This is a genomic window from Bradyrhizobium sp. RDM12, assembly GCF_051917485.1.
Classification (GTDB): Bacteria; Pseudomonadota; Alphaproteobacteria; order Rhizobiales; family Xanthobacteraceae; genus Bradyrhizobium.
In genome coordinates, this window is sequence record NZ_CM133064.1 from 762608 (window position 1) to 783013 (window position 20406).

At 63.5% G+C, this 20406-nt stretch carries 18 protein-coding genes and 2 pseudogenes; 8 read left to right on the forward strand and 12 right to left on the reverse strand.

The annotated features are described in order from the left end of the window. Positions 1 to 95: 95 nt before the first annotated feature. From boxB to ACTGJ9_RS03690, 4 genes are all read right to left on the reverse strand, one after another. Positions 96 to 1547 (reverse strand): benzoyl-CoA 2,3-epoxidase subunit BoxB, encoded by a 1452-nt coding sequence (gene boxB, locus ACTGJ9_RS03675; protein WP_456675968.1) that lies wholly within the window; start codon positions 1545 to 1547, stop codon positions 96 to 98. 148 nt (positions 1548 to 1695) lie between these two features. After that, positions 1696 to 3384: a 2,3-epoxybenzoyl-CoA dihydrolase gene (gene boxC, locus ACTGJ9_RS03680; protein ID WP_456675969.1), complete on the reverse strand. Its 1689-nt coding sequence runs from the start codon at positions 3382 to 3384 to the stop codon at positions 1696 to 1698. A 145-nt stretch (positions 3385 to 3529) separates the two neighbouring features. Then, positions 3530 to 4342 (reverse strand): alpha/beta fold hydrolase, encoded by an 813-nt coding sequence (locus ACTGJ9_RS03685; protein ID WP_456675970.1) that lies wholly within the window; start codon positions 4340 to 4342, stop codon positions 3530 to 3532. A gap of 8 nt (positions 4343 to 4350) precedes the next feature. Continuing rightward, the gene (locus ACTGJ9_RS03690; protein WP_456675971.1) at positions 4351 to 5892 is read right to left on the reverse strand and encodes a benzoate-CoA ligase family protein; all 1542 of its coding nucleotides are present in this window, start codon (positions 5890 to 5892) and stop codon (positions 4351 to 4353) included. A gap of 137 nt (positions 5893 to 6029) precedes the next feature. Here ACTGJ9_RS03690 and ACTGJ9_RS03695 point away from each other — a divergent pair, with 137 nt between their 5' ends. Together ACTGJ9_RS03695 and ACTGJ9_RS03700 are read left to right on the forward strand one after the other, a co-directional pair. Next, positions 6030 to 6938: a helix-turn-helix transcriptional regulator gene (locus tag ACTGJ9_RS03695; RefSeq protein WP_456675972.1), complete on the forward strand. Its 909-nt coding sequence runs from the start codon at positions 6030 to 6032 to the stop codon at positions 6936 to 6938. A gap of 15 nt (positions 6939 to 6953) precedes the next feature. Continuing rightward, positions 6954 to 7345: pseudogene (locus ACTGJ9_RS03700) on the forward strand (group II truncated hemoglobin). 5 nt (positions 7346 to 7350) lie between these two features. Here ACTGJ9_RS03700 and ACTGJ9_RS03705 read toward each other — a convergent pair. After that, positions 7351 to 8136, reverse strand: coding sequence for an IclR family transcriptional regulator domain-containing protein (locus ACTGJ9_RS03705; RefSeq protein ID WP_456675973.1), 786 nt, complete (start codon positions 8134 to 8136; stop codon positions 7351 to 7353). Between the two features lie 101 nt (positions 8137 to 8237). Between ACTGJ9_RS03705 and ACTGJ9_RS03710 the strand changes: the two genes are divergently transcribed. Both ACTGJ9_RS03710 and ACTGJ9_RS03715 read left to right on the forward strand, forming a co-directional pair. Then, complete coding sequence (locus ACTGJ9_RS03710) at positions 8238 to 9596, forward strand: aromatic ring-hydroxylating dioxygenase subunit alpha (protein WP_456675974.1); 1359 nt, start codon at positions 8238 to 8240, stop codon at positions 9594 to 9596. Between the two features lie 149 nt (positions 9597 to 9745). Further along, positions 9746 to 11182, forward strand: coding sequence for a glutamine synthetase family protein (locus ACTGJ9_RS03715; RefSeq protein ID WP_456675975.1), 1437 nt, complete (start codon positions 9746 to 9748; stop codon positions 11180 to 11182). Between the two features lie 128 nt (positions 11183 to 11310). Here the strand turns inward: ACTGJ9_RS03715 and ACTGJ9_RS03720 are convergent, their stop codons facing one another. The 7 genes and pseudogenes from ACTGJ9_RS03720 to ACTGJ9_RS03750 form a co-directional block, all read right to left on the reverse strand. Then, the gene (locus ACTGJ9_RS03720) at positions 11311 to 12024 is read right to left on the reverse strand and encodes an ABC transporter ATP-binding protein (protein ID WP_456675976.1); all 714 of its coding nucleotides are present in this window, start codon (positions 12022 to 12024) and stop codon (positions 11311 to 11313) included. Beyond that, complete coding sequence (locus tag ACTGJ9_RS03725; protein WP_456675977.1) at positions 12017 to 12784, reverse strand: ABC transporter ATP-binding protein; 768 nt, start codon at positions 12782 to 12784, stop codon at positions 12017 to 12019. Before ACTGJ9_RS03725 ends, ACTGJ9_RS03720 begins: the two co-directional genes overlap by 8 nt. Continuing rightward, positions 12777 to 13721, reverse strand: a complete 945-nt coding sequence (locus ACTGJ9_RS03730; protein WP_456675978.1) for a branched-chain amino acid ABC transporter permease — start codon at positions 13719 to 13721, stop codon at positions 12777 to 12779. The genes ACTGJ9_RS03725 and ACTGJ9_RS03730 overlap by 8 nt, the downstream gene beginning before the upstream one ends. After that, positions 13718 to 14635 (reverse strand): branched-chain amino acid ABC transporter permease, encoded by a 918-nt coding sequence (locus ACTGJ9_RS03735; RefSeq protein ID WP_456675979.1) that lies wholly within the window; start codon positions 14633 to 14635, stop codon positions 13718 to 13720. Before ACTGJ9_RS03735 ends, ACTGJ9_RS03730 begins: the two co-directional genes overlap by 4 nt. Before the next feature lie 306 nt (positions 14636 to 14941). After that, entirely contained in the window at positions 14942 to 15160 is a 219-nt protein-coding gene (locus ACTGJ9_RS03740) for a hypothetical protein (RefSeq protein ID WP_456675980.1), read from the reverse strand. 1 nt (position 15161) lies between these two features. Then, positions 15162 to 15820: pseudogene (locus tag ACTGJ9_RS03745) on the reverse strand (acyl-homoserine-lactone synthase). A gap of 84 nt (positions 15821 to 15904) precedes the next feature. After that, positions 15905 to 16633 carry a LuxR family transcriptional regulator gene (locus ACTGJ9_RS03750; RefSeq protein ID WP_456675981.1) on the reverse strand — a complete coding sequence of 243 codons (729 nt, stop codon included), beginning with the start codon at positions 16631 to 16633 and terminating at the stop codon, positions 15905 to 15907. A gap of 167 nt (positions 16634 to 16800) precedes the next feature. On the opposite strand from ACTGJ9_RS03750, the gene ACTGJ9_RS03755 reads away from it, so the two are divergent. The 4 genes from ACTGJ9_RS03755 to ACTGJ9_RS03770 all read left to right on the forward strand — a co-directional run bounded on the left by ACTGJ9_RS03755 (position 16801) and on the right by ACTGJ9_RS03770 (position 20314). Next, entirely contained in the window at positions 16801 to 16977 is a 177-nt protein-coding gene (locus tag ACTGJ9_RS03755) for a hypothetical protein (protein ID WP_456675982.1), read from the forward strand. A 202-nt stretch (positions 16978 to 17179) separates the two neighbouring features. Beyond that, positions 17180 to 18118, forward strand: a complete 939-nt coding sequence (locus tag ACTGJ9_RS03760) for a LysR family transcriptional regulator (RefSeq protein ID WP_456675983.1) — start codon at positions 17180 to 17182, stop codon at positions 18116 to 18118. 134 nt (positions 18119 to 18252) lie between these two features. Further along, positions 18253 to 19128: a shikimate dehydrogenase gene (locus ACTGJ9_RS03765; protein ID WP_456675984.1), complete on the forward strand. Its 876-nt coding sequence runs from the start codon at positions 18253 to 18255 to the stop codon at positions 19126 to 19128. A 55-nt stretch (positions 19129 to 19183) separates the two neighbouring features. Beyond that, positions 19184 to 20314: an ABC transporter substrate-binding protein gene (locus tag ACTGJ9_RS03770; RefSeq protein ID WP_456675985.1), complete on the forward strand. Its 1131-nt coding sequence runs from the start codon at positions 19184 to 19186 to the stop codon at positions 20312 to 20314. Positions 20315 to 20406: the final 92 nt, after the last annotated feature.

The window sequence follows — 20406 nt, forward strand, 5'->3', positions numbered from 1 at the left end:
GTCTCTGGAATAATGGATCACCCGCTCCAGTGCGCAAGTGCGCACAAGGCGGGTGATGACACCATTTGCGTGACGCGAGCGTACGCCCCTAACGCTTATGACTCGATCTTCACGTACTCGAAATCACCCGGCTTGTTGTCGATGCCGACCTTCGGCGGCGAAATCCACGACGCGAACACGCCGGTCTCGGTGACGGGCTTCATCAGTGAGGTGATGAAATCGCCGTCGGCGGTCGAGGGCAGCCACTCATCCTTGCGCTTCGCCCAGGTGGCGTCGTCGATCAAGAGACCATCCGGCGTGGCGTGCACGTCCTTGAACTCACCGATATGGCGATGGAAGGCGACATTGGGCAGCGTCAGCTTGAAGTCGTAGCCCGCGGTCGAGATCACCTTGTTCCAGCGCAGCATGCCCTTGACGCAATCCTGGCTGTAATCGTCGCGCAGCCGCATATTGAGTGCGGTCAGCGCCGGCTCGTCGACCAGCTTGATCTCGCCGTTGATGAACTTGAGCACCGGATAAGTGGCGTTCTTGAGCTGGTGATCGTCATCGATCTGGGTCTCGTGATAGCGGCCCTTGATGCCGGTGTTGAAGGCGTTGGCCGCGTTGGTCGAGACTTCCGAGCCGAACAGATCGAGCGACAGCGTGTAGTGCAGGTTCAGCTTCTTCTGGATGGTCGGAAGATCGATCACGCCGAGCGCGCGGACCTTTGCGATGTCAGTGGATTCGGTGATGCCGGCTTCGCGCATCGCATCGCAGGTGCGCTGCACGACGCGGGTGATGCCGGTCTCGCCGACGAACATGTGATGCGCTTCCTCGGTCAGCATGAAGCGGCAAGTGCGCGACAAGGGATCGAAGCCCGACTGCGCGAGCGAGTGCAGCTGCATCTTGCCGTCGCGATCAGTGAAGTAGGTGAACATGAAGAAGGACAGCCAGTCCGGCGTCGCCTCGTTGAAGGCGCCGAGCATGCGCGGCGCGTCGGCATCGCCGGAGCGACGGCGCAGCAAATCATCGGCTTCCTCGCGGCCGTCGCGGCCGAAATATTTCTGCAGCAGGTAGACCATCGCCCAGAGGTGGCGGCCTTCCTCGACGTTGACCTGGAACAGATTGCGCATGTCGTAGAGCGAGGGCGCGGTCTTGCCGAGATGGCGTTGCTGCTCGACCGAGGCCGGCTCGGTGTCGCCCTGGATCACGATGAGCCGACGCAGCATGGCGCGATATTCGCCCGGCACTTCCTGCCAGGCCGGTTCGCCAAAATGCTCGCCGAAGGGTACGACGCGGTTCTCTTCCTGCGGCGCAAGCAGGATCCCCCAGCGATAGTCGGGCATGCGGACATAGTCGAACTTGGCCCAGCCACGCGGATCGACCGAATACGCCGTGCGCAAATACACCAGCGATTCCTGGAAGCCTTCCGGCCCCATGTCGCTCCACCAGTCCATGTAGCCGGGATGCCAGCCTTCGAGCGCCTTCAGCACCTGGCGGTCTTCGGCGAGGTTCACGTTGTTCGGAATCTTGGTCGAGTAATCGACGTTCATGATGTTCATGCTCATGGCCGTGCTCCTTTGTCTGTCCCGTGTCCCGGACGCTGCGCAGCGCGAAGCGGTGCGCTGCTCAGCCGGGACCCATTGCTCGGTCCGCCTGGGTCCCGGTTCTGTGCGGCGTCACTTCGTGCCGCAGCGCGCCCGGGACAGGAAATCGCTACACTCTCGTCATATCGAATTTCGGTTTCTGGCCGCTGCCGTAGCGGCGCAGCGCGCCTTCCTCGCCGACCGCGTTGGGACGCTGGAAGATCCAGTTCTGCCAGGCGGTCAGCCGTGAAAAGATCTTTGATTCCATCGTCTCGGGGCCGACGAAGCGCAGGCTCGCTTCCATGCCGGTGAGACTGTCCGGCGAGAAGCTCGCGCGTTCCTCGAGAAACACGCGGACCTCGTCATCCCAATCGATGTCGTCGAGCGCGAAGGTGACGAGGCCGAGTTCTTCCGCCTGCTCGGCGTCGAGCGCCGTGCCGAGCGTGGCTTCGGCGCGCTCCACGTCGGCCGGATCGGCCTGGAAGCGCGACTCCAGCCGCGTCAGGCCATGGCTCATCGGATACGGCCCGAAATTCATCGCCGACAATTCGATCGAGGGCGGCGGCTGGTTGTCACCCTGCCGCGTGCCGATCAGCATGTAGGAACGGTCGGCGGCGAAGACGAGTTCGGCCAAGCTGCCGGCAAAGCACGAGCCGGGCTCGACCAGCGCCACCAGCGTGCGCGAGGTGACGTCGATGCGCTTCAAGACGCGCTTCCAGTAGTGGCGGATTTCGTTGACCAGCCAGTGCGCCTTATTGGCTTCGAGGAAGGCGTCGGATGCGAGCACATGGGCGCGGTCACCATGGCTCTTGAACACCAGCATGGCGATCGCGAGCTCGTTGATGCGCAGATGCAGGATGGCATCGTCGAGCTCGCGCGCCACTTGCAGCGGCCAGAACGCAGCGCCCTGCGTCATCATGCCGTCGATGTCGGCGGGCGGCGCCGCCTCCGGCGCCTTGATCGAGATGGTGGCGATGCGTGCAGAGCGGTCGATGTCGACCGTGACGAATCCGTAGCGGATGCTGGTCCCGTCGATGACGCGCTTGAGCGGGGTCAGCGCAATCCCCTTGCCGCTGCCGTTACGCTTCGACGCAGCCGCGAACTCCTTGGCACGTTCGAGAACCTTGCCTTCGAGCTTTGAGTTCGGCGCGATCTCGTCGACGAGGCGCCATTGCACGGCGCGCTTGCCCTTGACGCCTTCCTCGATGGTGCAGAAGAAATCGGCGTGGTCGCGGCGCACTTTTCGCTTGTCGACGACGCGGGTGAGGCCGCCGGTCCCCGGCAGCACCGCGAGCAGCGGCACTTCCGGCAGCGCGACAGCCGAAGCACCGTCGTCGGCGAGGATGATGTGGTCGGTCGCAAGCGCGAGCTCATAGCCGCCGCCGGCGGCCGAGCCGTTCACGACGGTGATGAAGCGCTGGCCGGAATTCTCGGACGAGTCTTCCATGCCGTTGCGGGTCTCGTTGGTGAATTTGCAGAAGTTCACCTTGTGAGCATGGGTCGAGCCCGCGAGCATGCGGATGTTGGCGCCGGCGCAGAACACGCGGTTCTTGGCCGAACGCATCACCACGACCTTCACCTCCGGGTGCTCGAAGCGCAGCCGCTGCACGACGTCGGCAAGCTCGATGTCGACGCCGAGATCATAGGAGTTGAGCTTGAGCAGATAGCCTTCGAAGAGACCGCCATTCTCGTCGACGTCCATGGTCAGCGTCGCGATGTCACCGTCGACCGCCAGCTTCCAGTGCTTGTATCGGGACGGTTCGGTCTGGAAATCGATGAATGTCGCGCCGCCTGCGAGACGCCGTTCTTCCCCGGCCATGGGCCATCCTTGAGCTTGTTTTCGCTGTAGCGTTAGATGCACAATAATGCACATTTCAAAAGGCGTCTAGCCCGAATCTGGACCAGACATGCACTTTGCTTCATCTGAGTGACACCGGGGTCGCAGGCGGGCGGCCCGATAAGCCTCACGCAGCTTGGAGGCCTCGGTCGTCCCGCAACGCGGCTTTTGCAAATTGCTCGATCGCGTCAAGCGTCGACGCCGGCGCTTCACGGTGAGGAGAATGCCCCGCGCCTGGAATGATCGTCAGATCGACCGGGCAATAACATTCCTCCTGCGCAATTTCGGCCTGCCGCAGTGTCCCATATTGGTCGTCCTCGCCTTGCACGACCAGGATGGGAACGCGGATGTAGGCCAGATATTCCGAGATGTCCCAGTCGCGGAATTTTGGATCGAGCCAGGCGCCGTTCCAGCCGTAGAAAGCGTTGTCGACGTCCTTGTGCCAGCGCGCGAGCTTTGCCTTGAGGTCGGTGCTCTCATACGTGGTCTTGATCGCGGCGATCGACTTCACCGAGATGTCCTCGACGATGAAGTGCGGCGCGATCAGCGCGATGCCCTGCAGGCGATGGTCCTGATGCGCGCCGGCATAGATCGCCGCAATCGAGCCGCCGTCGGAATGGCCGAGCAGGAGGCCGCGCTTGAACGGGATGGCGTCCAGCACTTTCGGCAGCACGTCGAGCGCCTCGCGCTGCATATAGTCGAGCGGCCGCGGCAGCGCGACCTTACTCGACTGGCCATAGCCCGCGCGTGAATAGGCGAAGATGCCGGCCCCGGTGGCTTGCCGGAGCTTTTCCGGAAAGTCATTCCACAGGCCGACCGAGCCGAGGCCTTCGTGCAGCATCACGATGGTCGGTGCATCGGCGCCTTGCGGCGCAAGCCATTTGTACTCGAGGCGGGCCGTGCCGATGCTGAGGAAGCCGGTGGGGGTAAGGTTCGTCATTTTGTCACTCAATTCGCGCCCTCGCGCAGCTTGAACCGCTGGATCTTTCCCGTCGCCGTCTTCGGCAGGGACTCCACCACGTCAATCCAGCGCGGATATTTCCACGGGCCGATCTTCTGCTTGACGTGATCCTTCAGCATCTCCTGCAGTTCCGCCGTCTTCGCACCGGGACGCAGCACGACGAAGGCTTTCGGCTTCAGCAAGCCTTCCGGATCGGCCTCGGGCACGACGGCGGCTTCCAGCACGGCCGGATGCGTGATCAGCGCGCTCTCGACCTCGAAGGGCGAGACCCAGATGCCGGAGACCTTGAACATGTCGTCGGCACGGCCGCAGAAGGTGTAGCGCCCCTCGGCGTCACGGACATATTTGTCGCCGGTGCGGGTCCATGGGCCTTCAAAGGTGCGGCGGCTCTTGTGGCGCTGATTCCAGTAACCCTCGCCGGCCGAGGGCGCATCGACCAGGAGCTCGCCGACTTCGCCGTCGGCGACGTCCTGCCCGGCCTCGTTGACGAGCCGCACCGCATAGCCCGGTACGGGTTTGCCGGACGAGCCGTATTTGATGTCGCCCGGCGCGTTCGAAAGAAAAATGTGCAACAGCTCGGTCGAGCCGACGCCGTCGAGAATGTCGACACCGAAGCGCGACTTCCAACTGTTTCCAACGGATTCCGGCAGCGCCTCGCCGGCCGAGGTGCAGATGCGCAGAGCCTTGCCGCCGCGCTCGCCCTTCATCGTCTCGTCATTGAGCATGGCCGCGAACAGCGTCGGCACGCCGTAGAAGATCGACGGATTGTAACGGTTCATCAGAGCGAACATCCGCGCGGGTGTCGGCCGCTCGCTGTTCAGGATCGTTGTGGCGCCGACCGACATCGGGAAGGTCAGCGCATTGCCGAGGCCATAGGCAAAGAACAGCTTTGCGGCGGAGAGACCGACATCGTTCTCGCGAATGCCGAGCACCTTGCTCGCGTAAGTGTCGGCGGTCGCCTGCAAGTTCGAATGCAGATGCCGCACGCCCTTGGGCATGCCGGTCGAGCCCGATGAATAGAGCCAGAAGGCGGGCTCGTCGGGATGCGTCGCGGCCGTGGTAAACTGATCGCTCTCATCCGCGATCTCTTCGGCGAGCTGCTTGTGGCCATTCTGTTTGGCGCCGGAGACCACGACATGCTCGAGATCCGGCATGCGGCCGACCACGTCCTTGATCACGGGATAGAGCGCCTCGGAGACGTACAGCACGCGGGCGCGGCAGTCGGCGAGGATGTAGGCATATTGGTCCGCGGTCAGCAGCGTGTTGAGCGGCACCGGTACGATGCCGGCGCGGATCGCGCCCAGGAACACGATCGGGAAATCGACCGTATCCAGCATGATCATCGCCACGCGCTCTTCGCGGCGGACGCCGAGCCGGCGCAGCATGTTGGCGGCGCGGCGTGTCTCGCGCTGGAGCTCGCCATAGGTCAGCCGCGAGACGGTATCGTCGAACACGAGCTTGTTGCTCCGGCCTCCCTCGACGTTACGGTCGAGCAGCCAGGTCACCGCGTTGTAGGATCCCTCGCTCACGGTCGTCTCCCCCGAATTTAGAATTATAATTCATAGAAAGACACTGTGACAGCTTGCTGTCAATGCCAGCAGGCATTATGTTTCATTAAAGTGCGCCGCAGGACCTGCTTTAAGAAGGCATCCGCTAAAGAAGACTCATGACCGACAGTCCCGACGCCGAACCCCGCTTTCTCGAACAGCTCGGCCAGCGCGTGCGCACCATGCGCGCGCTGCGCGGCATGTCACGCAAAGTGCTCGCCAAGGTATCAGGAATTTCGGAGCGCTACATCGCACAGCTCGAGAGCGGCAAGGGCAATGTCTCGATCGTGCTGCTGCGCCGCGTCTCCGACGCGATGGGCGCACATCTGGAAGATCTGCTTCCCTCAACCGATCCGACGCCGGATTGGCAGATGTTTCGCGATCTCTTGCGCAAGGCAACGCCGGCGCAGATCGCGCAAGCCAAAGATCTGCTCGCCGGCGGCAGTGCGTCCGCGCCGCGGCGCGCCCCGTTCTGCGGCATCGCGCTGATCGGCCTGCGCGGCGCCGGCAAGTCGACGCTCGGACGGATGCTGGCGAAGAAGATCGGCTGGAGCTTTGTCGAGCTCAACAAGGAGGTCGAGCAGCAGAATGGCCTCTCGGTGGCCGAGATCATCGCGCTCTACGGCCAGGAAGGCTTTCGCCGTATGGAGCAGGCCGCGCTGCAACAGCTGCTCGCGCGCAACGAGCTGATGGTGCTGGCAACCGGCGGCGGCATCGTCTCCGAGCCGCTGACGTTCGATCAGATCCTGCAGTCGTTCTACACGATTTGGCTGAAAGCCGAGCCCGAAGAGCACATGGCCCGCGTCCGCCGCCAGGGCGATCTGCGCCCGATGGCGGATGATCGCTCTGCGATGGCCGAACTGCGCAACATCCTGCTCAGCCGCGAGCCGCTCTACGCGCGCGCGACGGCGGTGGTGGATACGGCGGGACTGAGTGTCGATGCCGCGGCTGCAAGGCTGATCGATGCGGTGCGGCCGGTGCTGCAAAACGAAGCGCGGAGCTTCGGGCTGCGCAGCGTGGCGCTGTAGGCCGAGACTTCGGGGATGACCGACAGCGACATCACCACCTCCATGTTCGAGCGGATCGGCGGCCGTGCCATGATCGACCGTCTGGTCGACCGCTTCTACGATCGCATGGATACGCTGCCGGAAGCGAAAATCATCCGCGCGATGCATGCGGACGATCTCGGCCTGATCAGGACGTGCTGAAGCGCTACCTTACCGAATGGACCGGCGGCCCAAGGCTCTATTCTCCCGAGAAAGGCCATCCGCGGCTGCGGCAACGGCACATCGGCTTTGCCATCGGCGACGCCGAGCGCGATGCCTGGCTGCTGTGCATGCGCGGCGCGATGGAGGAGACGATCACTGACGCTGCCGCGCGGCAGGACCTCGATCGGGCGCTGTCCGGCCTCGCCGACTGGATGCGCAACCTCTAGCGCGGTTACAGGAGTTGCGACCGTACCGACTCCGCTGCCTCGCGCAGTAGCGGCAGGAAGCGTTCGATCAATTCCTGCGCCGGCACGCGGTCGACGTGCGCACCCATGTTGATGGCCGCGACGATCACATTGTCGTAACGACGCACCGGGACCGAGATCGAGCGGAAATGCGGCTCAGCCTCGCGATCGACCAGCGAGTAGCCCTGCGCACGATCGGCGGCGATGCGCGCGAGCAAGGTCTTGGGATCGGTCACCGTCTGCGGCGTCAGCGCCTCGCGCTTCGCTGCCTTCAGGCCCGCGAGACAATCTGCGTCGTCGAGCTGGCCCAGCATGGCGCGGCCGACCGAGGTGCAAAACGCCGGCAAGCGATAGCCGATCTCCAATCCGCCGGAGAACATCCGCGCCGGGCTGCTGCGCGCGATGAACACGACGTCGTCACCATCGAGCACTGCGAGCGAGGAGATTTCGTTCGCCGCGCTCGCGACGCGATCGAGCACCGGCTGCAGCACCGTGACGAGTTGGTTGGAGCGCAGATAGGATGCCGCCAGTGTCAGCACATGCGGCGTCAGCGAGAACAGTTTTCCGTCGCCAGAGACGAAGCCGCCACGCTGGAGCGTGAACAGCATGCGCCGCGCCGTGGCACGCGGCAGTTCGGCGGCGCGGGCGAGATCGCTCAGCGTCATCGGGCCGGAGTTGGCGCCAAAGCATTGCAACAGGCGCAGGCCGCGATCGAGAGCTTCGACGAAATCCGTCGCGCGCTCGCCGGTCTCGCTTCGTTTCAGCTTGGGCATGGTAAAGTCCTGCAAAATAGTGCTTGCCGCCGATCCAAGGCATGCCATAATTCGCCCATTCGTTCAATAGGCGAACAGACGCCACCAAGGACGCGACCGCCATGATGAGCCAGGAGCAGAACGACCTGATCACCCGCACCGGGCCGAAAGACCCGTGCGGCAAGCTAATGCGGAGCTACTGGCAGCCGGCAGCGCTGGTCGATGAGTTGGAGGGTGCGCGGCCGATCCGGCCCGTCAAATTGCTCGGCGAAAACCTGGTGTTGTTTCGCGACGAGACGGGTCGCTATGGACTGATCGATCGTCATTGCGCCCATCGCGGCGCCGACCTTGCCTTCGGGCGGCTCGAGCATGGCGGCCTGCGCTGCGCGTTCCATGGCTGGCTGTTCGACGCGACCGGCCAGTGCATCGAGACCCCGGCCGAGCCGAAGGATTCAAAGCTCTGCCAGAACATCCGCCAGCGCTCTTATCCGGTGGTGGAGAAGAGCGGCATCCTCTGGGCTTATCTCGGCGAGGGTGAACCGCCGGCATTTCCGGAGATCGACTGTTTCGTCGCACCCGATACGCACACGTTTGCATTCAAGGGCCACATGGCCTGCAACTGGCTGCAGGCGCTCGAAGTCGGCATCGATCCCGCGCACGCCTCTTATCTGCACCGCTTCTTCGAGGACGAGGACACCTCCACCGCCTACGGCAAGCAGTTCCGCGGCGCTTCGGCCGGCTCGGATTTGCCGATGACAAAAATCCTTCGCGAATACGACCGCCCGATCATCAATGTCGAGCATACCGAATATGGACTCCGGCTGATCGCGCTACGCGAGATCGACGAGGAGCGCACGCATGTGCGCGTCACCAACCAGCTCTTCCCGCATGGCTTCGTCATCCCCATGAGCACGGAGATGACGATCACGCAGTGGCACGTGCCGGTCGACGACGAGAATTGCTACTGGTACGCGATCTTCACCAGCTACTCGAACCCGGTCGACAAGAGGAAAATGCGCGAACAGCGGCTCCAGCTCTACGAACTGCCGGACTACAAGTCGCGCAAGAACCGCAGCAACGATTACGGCTTCGATCCGCACGAGCAGCAGACCGCGACGTATACCGGCATGGGCAACGACATCAATGTCCACGACCAGTGGGCGGTGGAATCGATGGGGGCGATTCAGGACCGCACCAACGAGCATCTCGGCTCGAGTGACAAGGCGATCGTGCAATATCGCCGCCTGCTGCGGCAGGAGATCGAGAAGGTCGGTGGCGGCGAGAAGCCGATGCTGTTCCTGGACGAGGCCAATGCGCGTTCGATCCAGGGACCTGCGACCATGGACGGCATCGGGCCGACGCGGGGTTGGGAAACCTATTGGATGGAAGTCGACGTCAAGCGCCGCCGCGGCGCACCGTGGGCCGCGCCGGTGCCGAAGGAGATCGCCGACAGCGTGCATCGGCTGACGGCGGCGGAGTGAGGTTCGTGCAAATCTCTCCTTCGTCATTGCGAGCGAAGCGAAGCAATCCAGACTGTCTCCGCGGACACATTTCTGGATTGCTTCGCTGCGCTCGCAATGACGGAGAATGTGGCGCATGCTTTGCGTCTCACGACTAGAGGAGTAGCAACGTGACCTTCGTCGTGCGTCATGCGTTGTGGTCGGATGAGCAGACAGACGCCGCAGCGCGCATGCGCCGTGTTGTCGAGGAAAAAAGCCTTGAGGTCATCCGCCTCGCCTTCCCCGACCAGCACGGCATCTTGCGCGGCAAGACCATCATTGCGTCCGAGGCGATTGCATCGCTGGAGAGCGGCTGCTCCATCACCACCACCATGCTCGCCAAGGATACCTCGCACCGCACAGTGTTTCCGGTGTTCACATCGGGCGGCGGTTTCGGCATGAAGGAGATGGAGGGCGCGGCCGACGTGCTGATGGTCGCCGATCCCACCACGTTTCGCGTGCTGCCATGGGCGCCGGCGACGGGGTGGGTGCTCTGCGACCTCTATTTCAATGACGGCCGCCCGGTGCCGTTCGCGACGCGCGGACTTTATCGCAAGGCGCTCGACGAGCTCGGCCGCCGGGGTCACGATTTCGTCGCCGGCCTCGAGGTCGAATTCCACATCTTCAGGCTCGACGACCCGCACATGCGCCCGGAGGACGCGGGACAACCCGGCACGCCGCCGTCGGTGAGCCTGCTCTCTCACGGCTATCAATATCTCACCGAACAGCGTTTCGATCAGATGGAGCCGGTACTGGAAATCCTGCGGCGTGATATCGTTGCGCTCGGACTGCCGTTGCGCTCCGTCGAGGTCGAGTTCGGGCCGAGCCAGTGCGAATTCACCTTTGCGCCGAAGAAGGGCCTGGAATCTGCCGACAACATGGTGCTGTTTCGCAGCGCCGTGAAGCAGATCGCGCGCCGGCACGGCTATCACGCCACCTTCATGTGCCGCCCGAAACTGCCGAATCTGTTTGCGAGCGGCTGGCACCTGCATCAGTCGATCGTTTCGCGCACGAACGGCGAGAACATTTTCATGGCCAAGGACGGCACCGAGCCGCTCAGCGCTTTTGGCCGTGCCTATCTCGCCGGGCTGCTCGATCACGCCCGTGCGGCCACTGTATTCACCACGCCGACCATCAACGGCTATAAGCGCTACCGCTCCTATTCGCTGGCGCCCGACCGCGCCATCTGGGGCCGCGACAATCGCGGCGTGATGATCCGCGTACTCGGCGGCGCGGGCGATGCCGCCACGCGCCTGGAGAATCGCGTCGGCGAGCCCGCCGCCAATCCCTATCTCTATATGGCTGCCCAGATCCTTTCGGGTCTCGACGGCGTCGACCGCAAGCTCGATCCCGGCGGTTCGGCCGACACGCCCTACGAGACCAAAGCGCCGCTCCTGCCGAAGAGCCTGCGCGATGCCGTCTCTGCGCTAAAGGACGATCCGTTCTTCCGCGAAAAATTCGGCGCCGAGTTCGTCGACTACTACACCCACATCAAGAACGCCGAGATCGACCGCTTCCTGGCGGAGGTGACCGACTGGGAGCATCGCGAATATTTCGAGATGTTTTGATTTCGGCGATGGTGAGGGCGCTGCCCTCTCCTTCGTCATTGCGGGCGTAGCGAAGCAATCCAGGATCTTTCCGCGGAGACAGTCTGGATAGCTTCGCTACGCTCGCAATGACGGCGCGAGAGCGCGGCTCAAATCCCCAGATACTTATGCTGCAGATCCGGGTCGGCGATCAGCTCGTCCGATGTGCCGCTCCACACGGTTTTGCCGCGCTCGATGATGAAGTGGCGGTCGCAGATGCGGGCGAGGTGGTCGACGTTCTTGTCGACGACCAGGATCGACTGGCCGCGGCTCTTCAGGAGCGACAGGCAGCTCCAGATCTCTTCGCGGATCAGCGGCGCCAGCCCCTCGGTTGCTTCATCCAGGATCAGGAGCTTTGGGTTGGTCATCAGCGCGCGGCCGATGGCGAGCATCTGCTGCTCGCCGCCGGAGAGCTGATTGCCCATGTTGGCGGCGCGCTCGGCGAGCCGGGGGAACAGCACGTAGATCGCAGCGAGCGTCCAGGGATTGGCGCTGTTGAAGCGATCGGCGGCCGCAGCAACCAGGTTTTCGCGTACGGTGAGGTTCGGAAAAATCTGGCGGCCCTCGGGCACCAACCCGATGCCGAGCTTGGCGATCCGGTACGACGGAAGCTGCCGGACCTCCGTGCCTGCAAAGCGGATGCTGCCGGCGCGTGCCGGCGTCAGGCCCATGATCGAGCGGATCGTCGTGGTCTTGCCCATGCCGTTGCGGCCCATCAGCGAGACCATCTCGCCCGGCCTGATCGACAGGGACAGGCCGAACAGCACCTGGCTGAGGCCATAGCAGGTCTCGATGCCGTCGACGTCGAGCAGCGCGTCAGCCATGGTGCATCACCACATGCTGGTCGCCGAGATAGGCGCGCTTGACGTCCTCGTTGGCGCGGATCGCGGCGGGATCGCCGGAGGCAATGACGCGGCCATAGACCAGCACCGAGATGCGGTCGGCCAGCGCGAACACCGCGGGCATGTCGTGCTCGACCAGCACGATCGAGACCTCTTTCCGCAGCTCCTGGAGCAGCTTCACCATGCGTTGGGATTCGGTGACGCCGAGGCCTGCCATCGGCTCGTCGAGCAGCAACAGTTTCGGTTTGCTCGCGAGTGCGACCGCAAGCTCGAGCTCGCGGCGCTCGCCGTGGCTGAGGCTGGACACCACGACGTCGGCGCGATGCAGCAGGCCGACGCGGTCGAGCGCGGCGTGGGCGGCATCGCGCAGGCCCTTCTCCTTGCGGGCATTGGCGAAGAAACGGAACGAGTGGCCGGCATGCGCCTGCGCCGCCAGTGCGACATTGTCGGCGGCGGTGAAGTCGGGCAGCAGGGAGGTGATCTGAAACGAACGTGCGAGACCCAGCGCGCAGCGGCGATAGGCCTGCAGATAGGTGATGTCGCGGCCGCCCAACGAGACGCTGCCGGAATGCGGCTCGAGATGCCCGGTGAGCTGGCTGATCAGCGTGGTTTTGCCGGCGCCGTTCGGGCCGATGATGGCGTGCAGCTCGCCGCTTGCAACATCGAGCGAGACGTTGTCCGTCGCGGTGATGCCGCCGAAACGGCGCACCAGCTTTTCGACGCGAAGCAGCGGTTCAGCCACGATTGAGCCTCCCGAGCAGGCCCATGATCCCGCCGCGGCCGAACAACACGATCAGCAGCAGCAGCGGGCCCATGATCAGCGCCCAATATTCCGTGATCTGCGACAGAAACTCTTCCAGCAGCAGATAGACGACTGCGCCCATGACAGGCCCGAACAGCGTGCCCATGCCGCCCAGGATCACCATCACCATGAGATCGCCGGAGCGGGTCCAGTACATCACGGCCGGGCTGACGAAATCGGTGTTGTTGGCGAGCAGCGCGCCGGCGAGCCCGCACATGGTGCCGGAGATGACGAAGCAGACCAGCTGGTAGCGCTTGGCCGGGAATCCGATCGCCTGCATGCGCTGCTCGTTGGAGCGCAGGCCCTGCACGACGAGGCCGAAGCGCGAATTGACGATGCGCCAGATCAGGAAGATCACCGCGAACAGGCAGGCCAGGCAGAGATAATAGAACTGCGTCCGATTCGAGAGGTTGATCAGCCTGGAGAAGTCGCTGCGCTTGTAGACGGTCAGGCCGTCATCGCCGCCATAACGTGCGAGGCCCGAGGCGACGTAATAGGCCATCTGCGCGAAAGCGAGCGTGATCATGATGAAATAGACGCCGCGGGTGCGCAGAGAGAGCGCGCCGATCACCAGCGCGTAGATCGCAGACGCCGCGAGCGCGACCGGAAACTGGACGAAGCCGGAGCCTATGCCTTCCTGCGCCAGCATGCCGACGGCGTAGCCGCCGATGCCGAGATAGGCGGCGTGGCCAAAACTCATCATGCCGCCAAATCCCATGATGAGATTGAGGCTCGCCGCCGCCAGCGCCAGGATGACGATGCGGGTGAACAGCGTCATGATGAAGATGTTGCCGGACAGATACGAATAGAGCGGCAGCAGCACGAGGCCCGCCAGCATCAGGGCCGTGACGGCCTTGCTCACCGAGAAAGTCTTCATCGACGGTTGGCCGGAAACAGCCCCTCCGGCCGCACCACCAGCACGATCGCCATCAGCAGATAGATCAGCATGGACGACAGCGCGGGCGCGGCGGTGGAGGCAGCGGCGCCACTCAGCACCTGCCGCAACAGATTGGGCAGGAAGGCGCGGCCGAGCGTGTCGATCATGCCGACGAAGATCGCGGCGAGGAACGCGCCGCGGATCGAGCCGATGCCACCGATCACGATGATGACGAAGGCGAGGATGAGGATGTTCTCACCCATGCCGATCTGCACGGTTAGAATCGGCGCCTGCATCATGCCGGCTAGGCCTGCGAGCGCGGCACCGAGCCCGAACACCAGCGTGTAGAGCAGCTTGATGTTGATACCGAGCGCGCCGATCATCTCGCGGTTGGAGGCGCCGGCGCGGATCAACATGCCGACGCGGGTGCGCATCACGCCGAGATAGAGCAACAGCGCCACCAGCAGCGCGACGACAATGATGGCGAGGCGGTACGCCGGATAGTGAATGCCGGGCAGGATCGGCACCGGCACCGTGAGCCAGGCCGGCAGCGGCAGCGCGAGGCCCGCCGGGCCCCAGATCAACCGCACGGCTTCATTGAAGAACAGGATCAGACCGAACGTCGCGAGCACGTGGTCGAGGTGATCGCGCCCGTAGAGATGTCGCAGCGCACTCATTTCGAGCACGATGCCGAGCACAAGAGTGGCACCTAATGCCAGCAGCGCGCCCAGCAGAAAGCTGCCGGTCCACGCCGCGAAGGTCGCGGCGAAATAGGCGCCCATCATGTAGAGCGAGCCGTGCGCGAGGTTGACGAGATCCATGATCCCGAACACCAGCGTCAGGCCGGCGGCGAGCAGGAACAGGAGCAGCCCGAACTGCAATCCGTTCAAGAACTGTTCGACGACGAGCAGCATCAAAACTCTTTCAGGCGCATACGGACGCGCGCCGATGTTCGAACACAGTCGCCATCAGTGAAAGAGCTCCCCCTGCCTCTACAAGGCCGAAAAATGGGTAATGGCAGTATCGTTCCGAGGCAAGAGCGATTCCGCGCCAGACATGCACTTTGTTGCATGCCGGTGCATGCGATCAAGATCAGACCGTGCAAAGCCGCTCCTGCAAGAAGACTGCCGCGCAGGGTGGGTCAGCCTGCCGCACCCAAGCGATCACCCTCCCGCCGTTGCCGGAGAGAGGGTGCGCCGCTTGTCGGAATGGAGATACGTCTAGTGCGACGTCATCTGGCGGGGGAGATCATCCGGCTCGTTGAGTTCGCTGTTGACCGTCGAGGCCTCCAGCGCCGCCATCCGGAATAAGTAGGCCAGCGTCGCCAATCCGCTGTCTTCGGCTATCCGCGCCAGCTCGATCGCCATGTCGGACATGTAGCCGAGATTCTCGTCCTTGGTTTGCTCCGTGATCTGGCTGTCTCGCATCATGTTCGACATCTCAGGCGCTCTTTCGTTGCGCGGCGGTGCGGCCGCAGAGGTTGGCACGGGCGATGCAATCGAGACGCGGTCCGTCCTGCTGGACGAGGCTCCTCATCCCGATCCGGTCGCGCACGACATCGAGTGATTCCTGGCGGACCTCGATGGTGGCGGCCATGGTCCAGGCGTCGTCGACCAGCGCCGGCAATCCCAGCGGCGTGACGACGAAGCCGATGTCGTGGAAGCGCGGCAGCCACCACGTCTCCATGACGAGGCAGACCCGCTCGATGCCCTGATCGAGACAGAACTCCTGCGCCGCAGCCATCAGTTGCAGATTGAACGCGCCGTCGCGTCGCTCGCGGGTCAGGAAGAAGCGCGACCACTCCCAGACCTGCGGGTCTGCCGGGCAACCGCCTGCTGCAGCGAGATGGGGAAGACCTCGCTCATCATGGTCGGCTTGGTGGTCGGATACAGGCGGGAGCCGCCGAGCACGCGGCGGTTCTCGAGAGCCAGCAAATAGATCGCGTCCTCGTTGTCGTAGACGTCGATCTCGCGGCCGTCGGGCTTGCGCAGCCCCTCCCATTTCCGCTCTTCGACGAAAATCTCGTGACGTACTCTGAAATGCTGCTCGAGCACGTCTTCGTAGAGGTGCCGGTTCTCGGCAGAAATTACATGAATCATGAACTCCCCACCGCTTGAAATGGGGGCAGCCTCAGCGAAAAAGGCCAAACCGACTATTGGGAAATCTCCCAGTAGGCGAAGATTTCAGGGATTAATGATTCTTTGGCGGATCGCGATCGCAACCGCATGCGTCCGGTTGACGGCACCGAGCTTGCGCGCGGCGGTTGCAAGATGCTCTTCCGCGGTACGCTGTGTAATGTTCAGGATCTCGCCGATCTCCCAGGCGGACTTGCCTTGCGAGGCCCAGACGATCACCTCCCGCTCGCGGGGCGTCAGCCGTGCCGACGGATGCGGCGATGGCGCGATCAGACGGCGAATGTGGTCGAAGCCGTACATCGCGATCAAATGCAGGGCCGGCTTGCTGCGGGCATTGAGATCGAGATCAACGCCGCCGAGCGACACGCCGGCCTCATAGCCGGTCAAGCCGTGGATCGGCACGACGAAACCGCGCGACATGCGGAAATCGACGGCGCGCCGCATCACCTCCGCCGCACCCGGCTCGAGCTCCGCGTCATAAGGCGCTTCCGACCATTCGAACGGATTGACCGCAAGGCGACACTTCCGGACTACGGGATCAACGCGATCGTAGCTCTTCTCGGTGTAGAGGCTGAACCATTCCGCGGGCCATTTCTTGGCCAGCACCATCTGGGAAAAGCGCTGATCGGGATTCGGCAATCCGGTGATGATGATGTGTTCGAAGCCATAGCGGCCGAACGCGAGCGCGAGTGCATCCATGGCGTCAGGAGCGTTGCGATAAGCTCCCAGCCCTTCGATGAAGTCCAGCGCTTCCCGGCCATAATCTATGGCGGACATCGGTGCGTTCCCTGCCCCTCGCCGATCGGTATAGCACGTCTATGGAGGCCGCCTCAATTCACCGAGTCCGTAAATTCCCGGTGTGGCACCGGCACCGAAGTTTTAATCTACTTGTGGAGGAAGTAACCTCAAGTTACACCTCCGCTGTCTAGAGCGGGAAAGCCACGATGGAAGACGAGAACATCGCCCTCAACAGCGTGCTCGGCCTGGAATTGAACCGCGTGTTTTTCGCCGTGCGCGATACGGCAAACAAGCAGAAGATCATCGAGTTTGCGCGCGACGTGCTGCAAAGCGAGCGCCCCAGGCTCGTCGACAGCGCCTCGCCGGAAAATCCTGCGAGATAGCACGCAGGTGCAGCAGACGGCGCCGATGCAAGCGGTCGCGCGACGATGCCTTTCGATTTAAGCGCGCTGCTTTTGGTCGAAACACCGTGGGTGCGACGTTACCCGCTCTCCTACGCCATCACTAAAATCGCACTTGCCGCTGGATGACATCACGGCTGTCGTGAGATGATCGCGGCAACGATCTCTTTCGGATGCCAAGGCCATGATGACGCTGCGCCAGGTTGAAGTGATCCGTGCCGTGATGGTGACGGGCACCATCGGCGGCGCGGCGAAGCTGTTGAACGTGTCGGCGCCGGGGATCAGCCGCTTGGTCAAATACACCGAGCGTTCGCTCGGCATCCGCTTCTTCCAGCGCCAGAACGGCCGCTACTTTCCGACGCCGGAAGCCGAGAATATCTTCGAGCAGATCAACGGCGTCTACAAGAAGGTCGACGACCTCTCCGAGATCATCTCCAAGATCGGCCGCGGCGGATTGTCGGAGCTGCGCATCGGCTCGGTGCCGAGCATCTCGCAGGTGATGGTGCCGCGCGCGATCGAGCGCGTCCGCCGTCGCTATCCCGATCTCGGCATCGACATCAATATCCTCAAGCTCGAGGAAGCAATCGACTATCTCATGCTCGGCCGCGGCGAGTGCGTGGCGATGAGCTATCGATTGGAGCATTCCGGCCTCGACTTCATGCCGCTCGCCTCGGGCGAGCTCTATTGCATCGTGCCGCCGGGCCACGAGCTTGCCGGCCGCAAGCAGGTCTCCGCCGCCGACATCACCCACTATCCGCTGATCGGCATCGATCCCAACGATCCCTACGGCCGGATCATGGCCGAGATTTTTGCGCGCAACCGGCTGGAGTACAACATCACCATCCGCGCGCGGTTCGGAACGACAGTCTGCGCACTGGTGAAGGCCGGGCTCGGTATTGCCATCATCGACCAGTTCACGGTGGCCCATGGCGGCTATCCCGGCATCGAGCTCTTGAAGATCACCGAGCCGACCCGGTTCGACACCTACATTGCGGTCAAGCGCGGCGCACCGCTGTCGCTCCATGTCGAACATTTTATCGAGTCCCTGCGCGCCGAGATGCGCGCGGTCGAGCCATCCCGCGGCAATGGCAAGGCCGCCTCAGGGCGCGGACGGAAGAAATAACATTATGTTAGGTTTGCTGGATAAATGGGTAATTGTGTTAGGCGGGGAAACGACTATCGTCCCTCTTGGAATTGCGCGAGTTTCTCCGCTAATGGCCGGACCTCAACGCGCGCCTCAAGAGACGATAGTGGATCATGTCTAGCCGCGGACCCATCGCCCAAAAACTCCTGACCGGCCTGATCGGCGCGCCGATCGCCCATTCCGCCTCCCCAGCCATGCATGAGCGCGCCGCCGAGGCGCTCGGTCTGCGCGGCCATTACCAGCTCATCGAGGTCGCCGGCGCCGACACGACCGGTCTCAGCATGATGCTCGAGGGCGTGCGGCGCCTCGGCTTTGCCGGTGTCAACGTCACTTTTCCGTACAAGGAGGCGGTGGTCCCGCTGCTCGACGAGCTGGCCACAACTGCCGCCACCATGGCCGCGGTTAACACCGTCGTTGTCAAGGACGGCCGCCTGATCGGCCACAATACCGACACCACCGGCTTTGCGCGCGCCGTCAAGCCGTTGCTGGCGCCCTCCGGAAATGCGGTGGCCGTGATTGGCACAGGCGGAGTCGGCAAGGCGATCGCCTTTGCGCTGGCGAGCCTCGACGTAGCCGACCTCCGTATCTTCGACAGCGAGCCGGCGCGGGCCGAAAAACTCGCCGCGCTGCTGAGCAAGCATGGTGGCGCGCGGGTAGCCAAGAGCGTCGAAGACGCACTCGACGGCGCAACCGGTCTTGTCAACGGCACGCCGGTCGGCATGCTGCCGAACCGGGACACACCGGTCGCGCCGGCGCTGCTGCGCCAGAGCCTGTGGGTCGCCGACGCCGTTTATTCGCCGCTGATCACGCCGCTCCTTGCCGCAGCGCAGGAGAAGGGCGCGCGGATCATGACCGGGCGCGAGCTTGCGATCTACCAGGCCGCCGATGCCTTCGAACTGTTCACAGGCCTTGCTCCGTCGACCGAAGTCATGGGAGAGGCTTTTGACGCCGTGATGGCCGCGCGCAGCGCCGCCTATCAGGCAGCTTGAGGCGAAGCGGCCGGGAACAAGGCCGCTTGCAAAATTGAACCGGGAGGAGAGGACGATGAAATCAACGCTACTGGTGGGCGCGCTGCTCACCGCAATCACGACATCGGGGGCCTTCGCTCAGGCGATCAAGCTTGCCGACGTCGCTGAGCTCTCGGGTGGCGGCGCCACGGTCGGCACCAACTGGAAGAATGGCATCGACCTCGCGATCGAGGAGATCAACGCCAAGGGCGGCGTGCTCGGCCGCAAGCTCGAGGTCACCCATGCCGATCTGCAGTCGAACCCCGGCGTGGCGCGCGCGCAGGTGCAGAAGGCGCTCGACGCCGAGCCCTATGTGCTGCTCGGACCCGGCTATTCCGGTTCGGTGAAGGTCACGGCCCCGCTCGCAGCCGAAGCCGGCATTGCGCAGATCATGGGCGGGGAAGCTGCCGAACTGACCCAGGCCGGCAACAAGTTCCTGTTCCGCACCTCATTCGGTCAGCAGTCGTCGATGCCGAAGGTCGCAAAGTACATCCATGACGACATGAAGGCGAAGTCGGTCGCGGTGGTCTGGGTCAACAATGACTTTGGCCGCGGCGGGCGCGACGTCGTGGTCAAGGAGCTGGAGCGGCTCGGATCTAAGGTCGTGGCCGATCTCTCCACGGAGGCGGGCCAGGCCGATTTCGCCGCCGACGTCGGCAAGATCAAGGCCGCCAATCCCGATGCCGTGTTCGTCTATCTGAACGAGGAAGAGAGCGCGCGTATTCTCAAGGAGCTGAAGCGCCAGGGCGTCACCGCGCCGCTGATGGGCGAGACCACGCTGATCGGCCAGAAAGTGATCGAACTCGCCGGCGATGCCGCAAAAGGCGCGCGCGGCCATGTCGGCCTCACCACGGATGCCCCGGTCGACCTGATCAAGGGATTCCGTGACCGCTTCTCGAAGAAGTACAATTACGTTCCCGATCACAACGGCCTGAAGGGCTACCTCGCCGTCTACATGGTGAAGGCCACCACGGAGAAGATGGGCAAGGTCGATTCCAAGGCCTTCGCCGACACGCTGCATGGCCTGACCATCAAGGCCGCGGACGAGCCGGGCATTTTGATGGATGTCACCTTCGATGCAAACGGCGATATCGACCGGCAGAGTTTTCTGGTCGAGGTAGTCGAAGGCAAGCAGGTCGTGAAGCAGGTGCTGCCGAAGATGAAGTGAGGCGTTCTGCCCTTCTCCCTCGCCCCGCTCTTCGCGGGGAGAGGGTCCGGGCGAGGGAGCGATAGAGCTGAATTCACGTCGACTTCACTCAG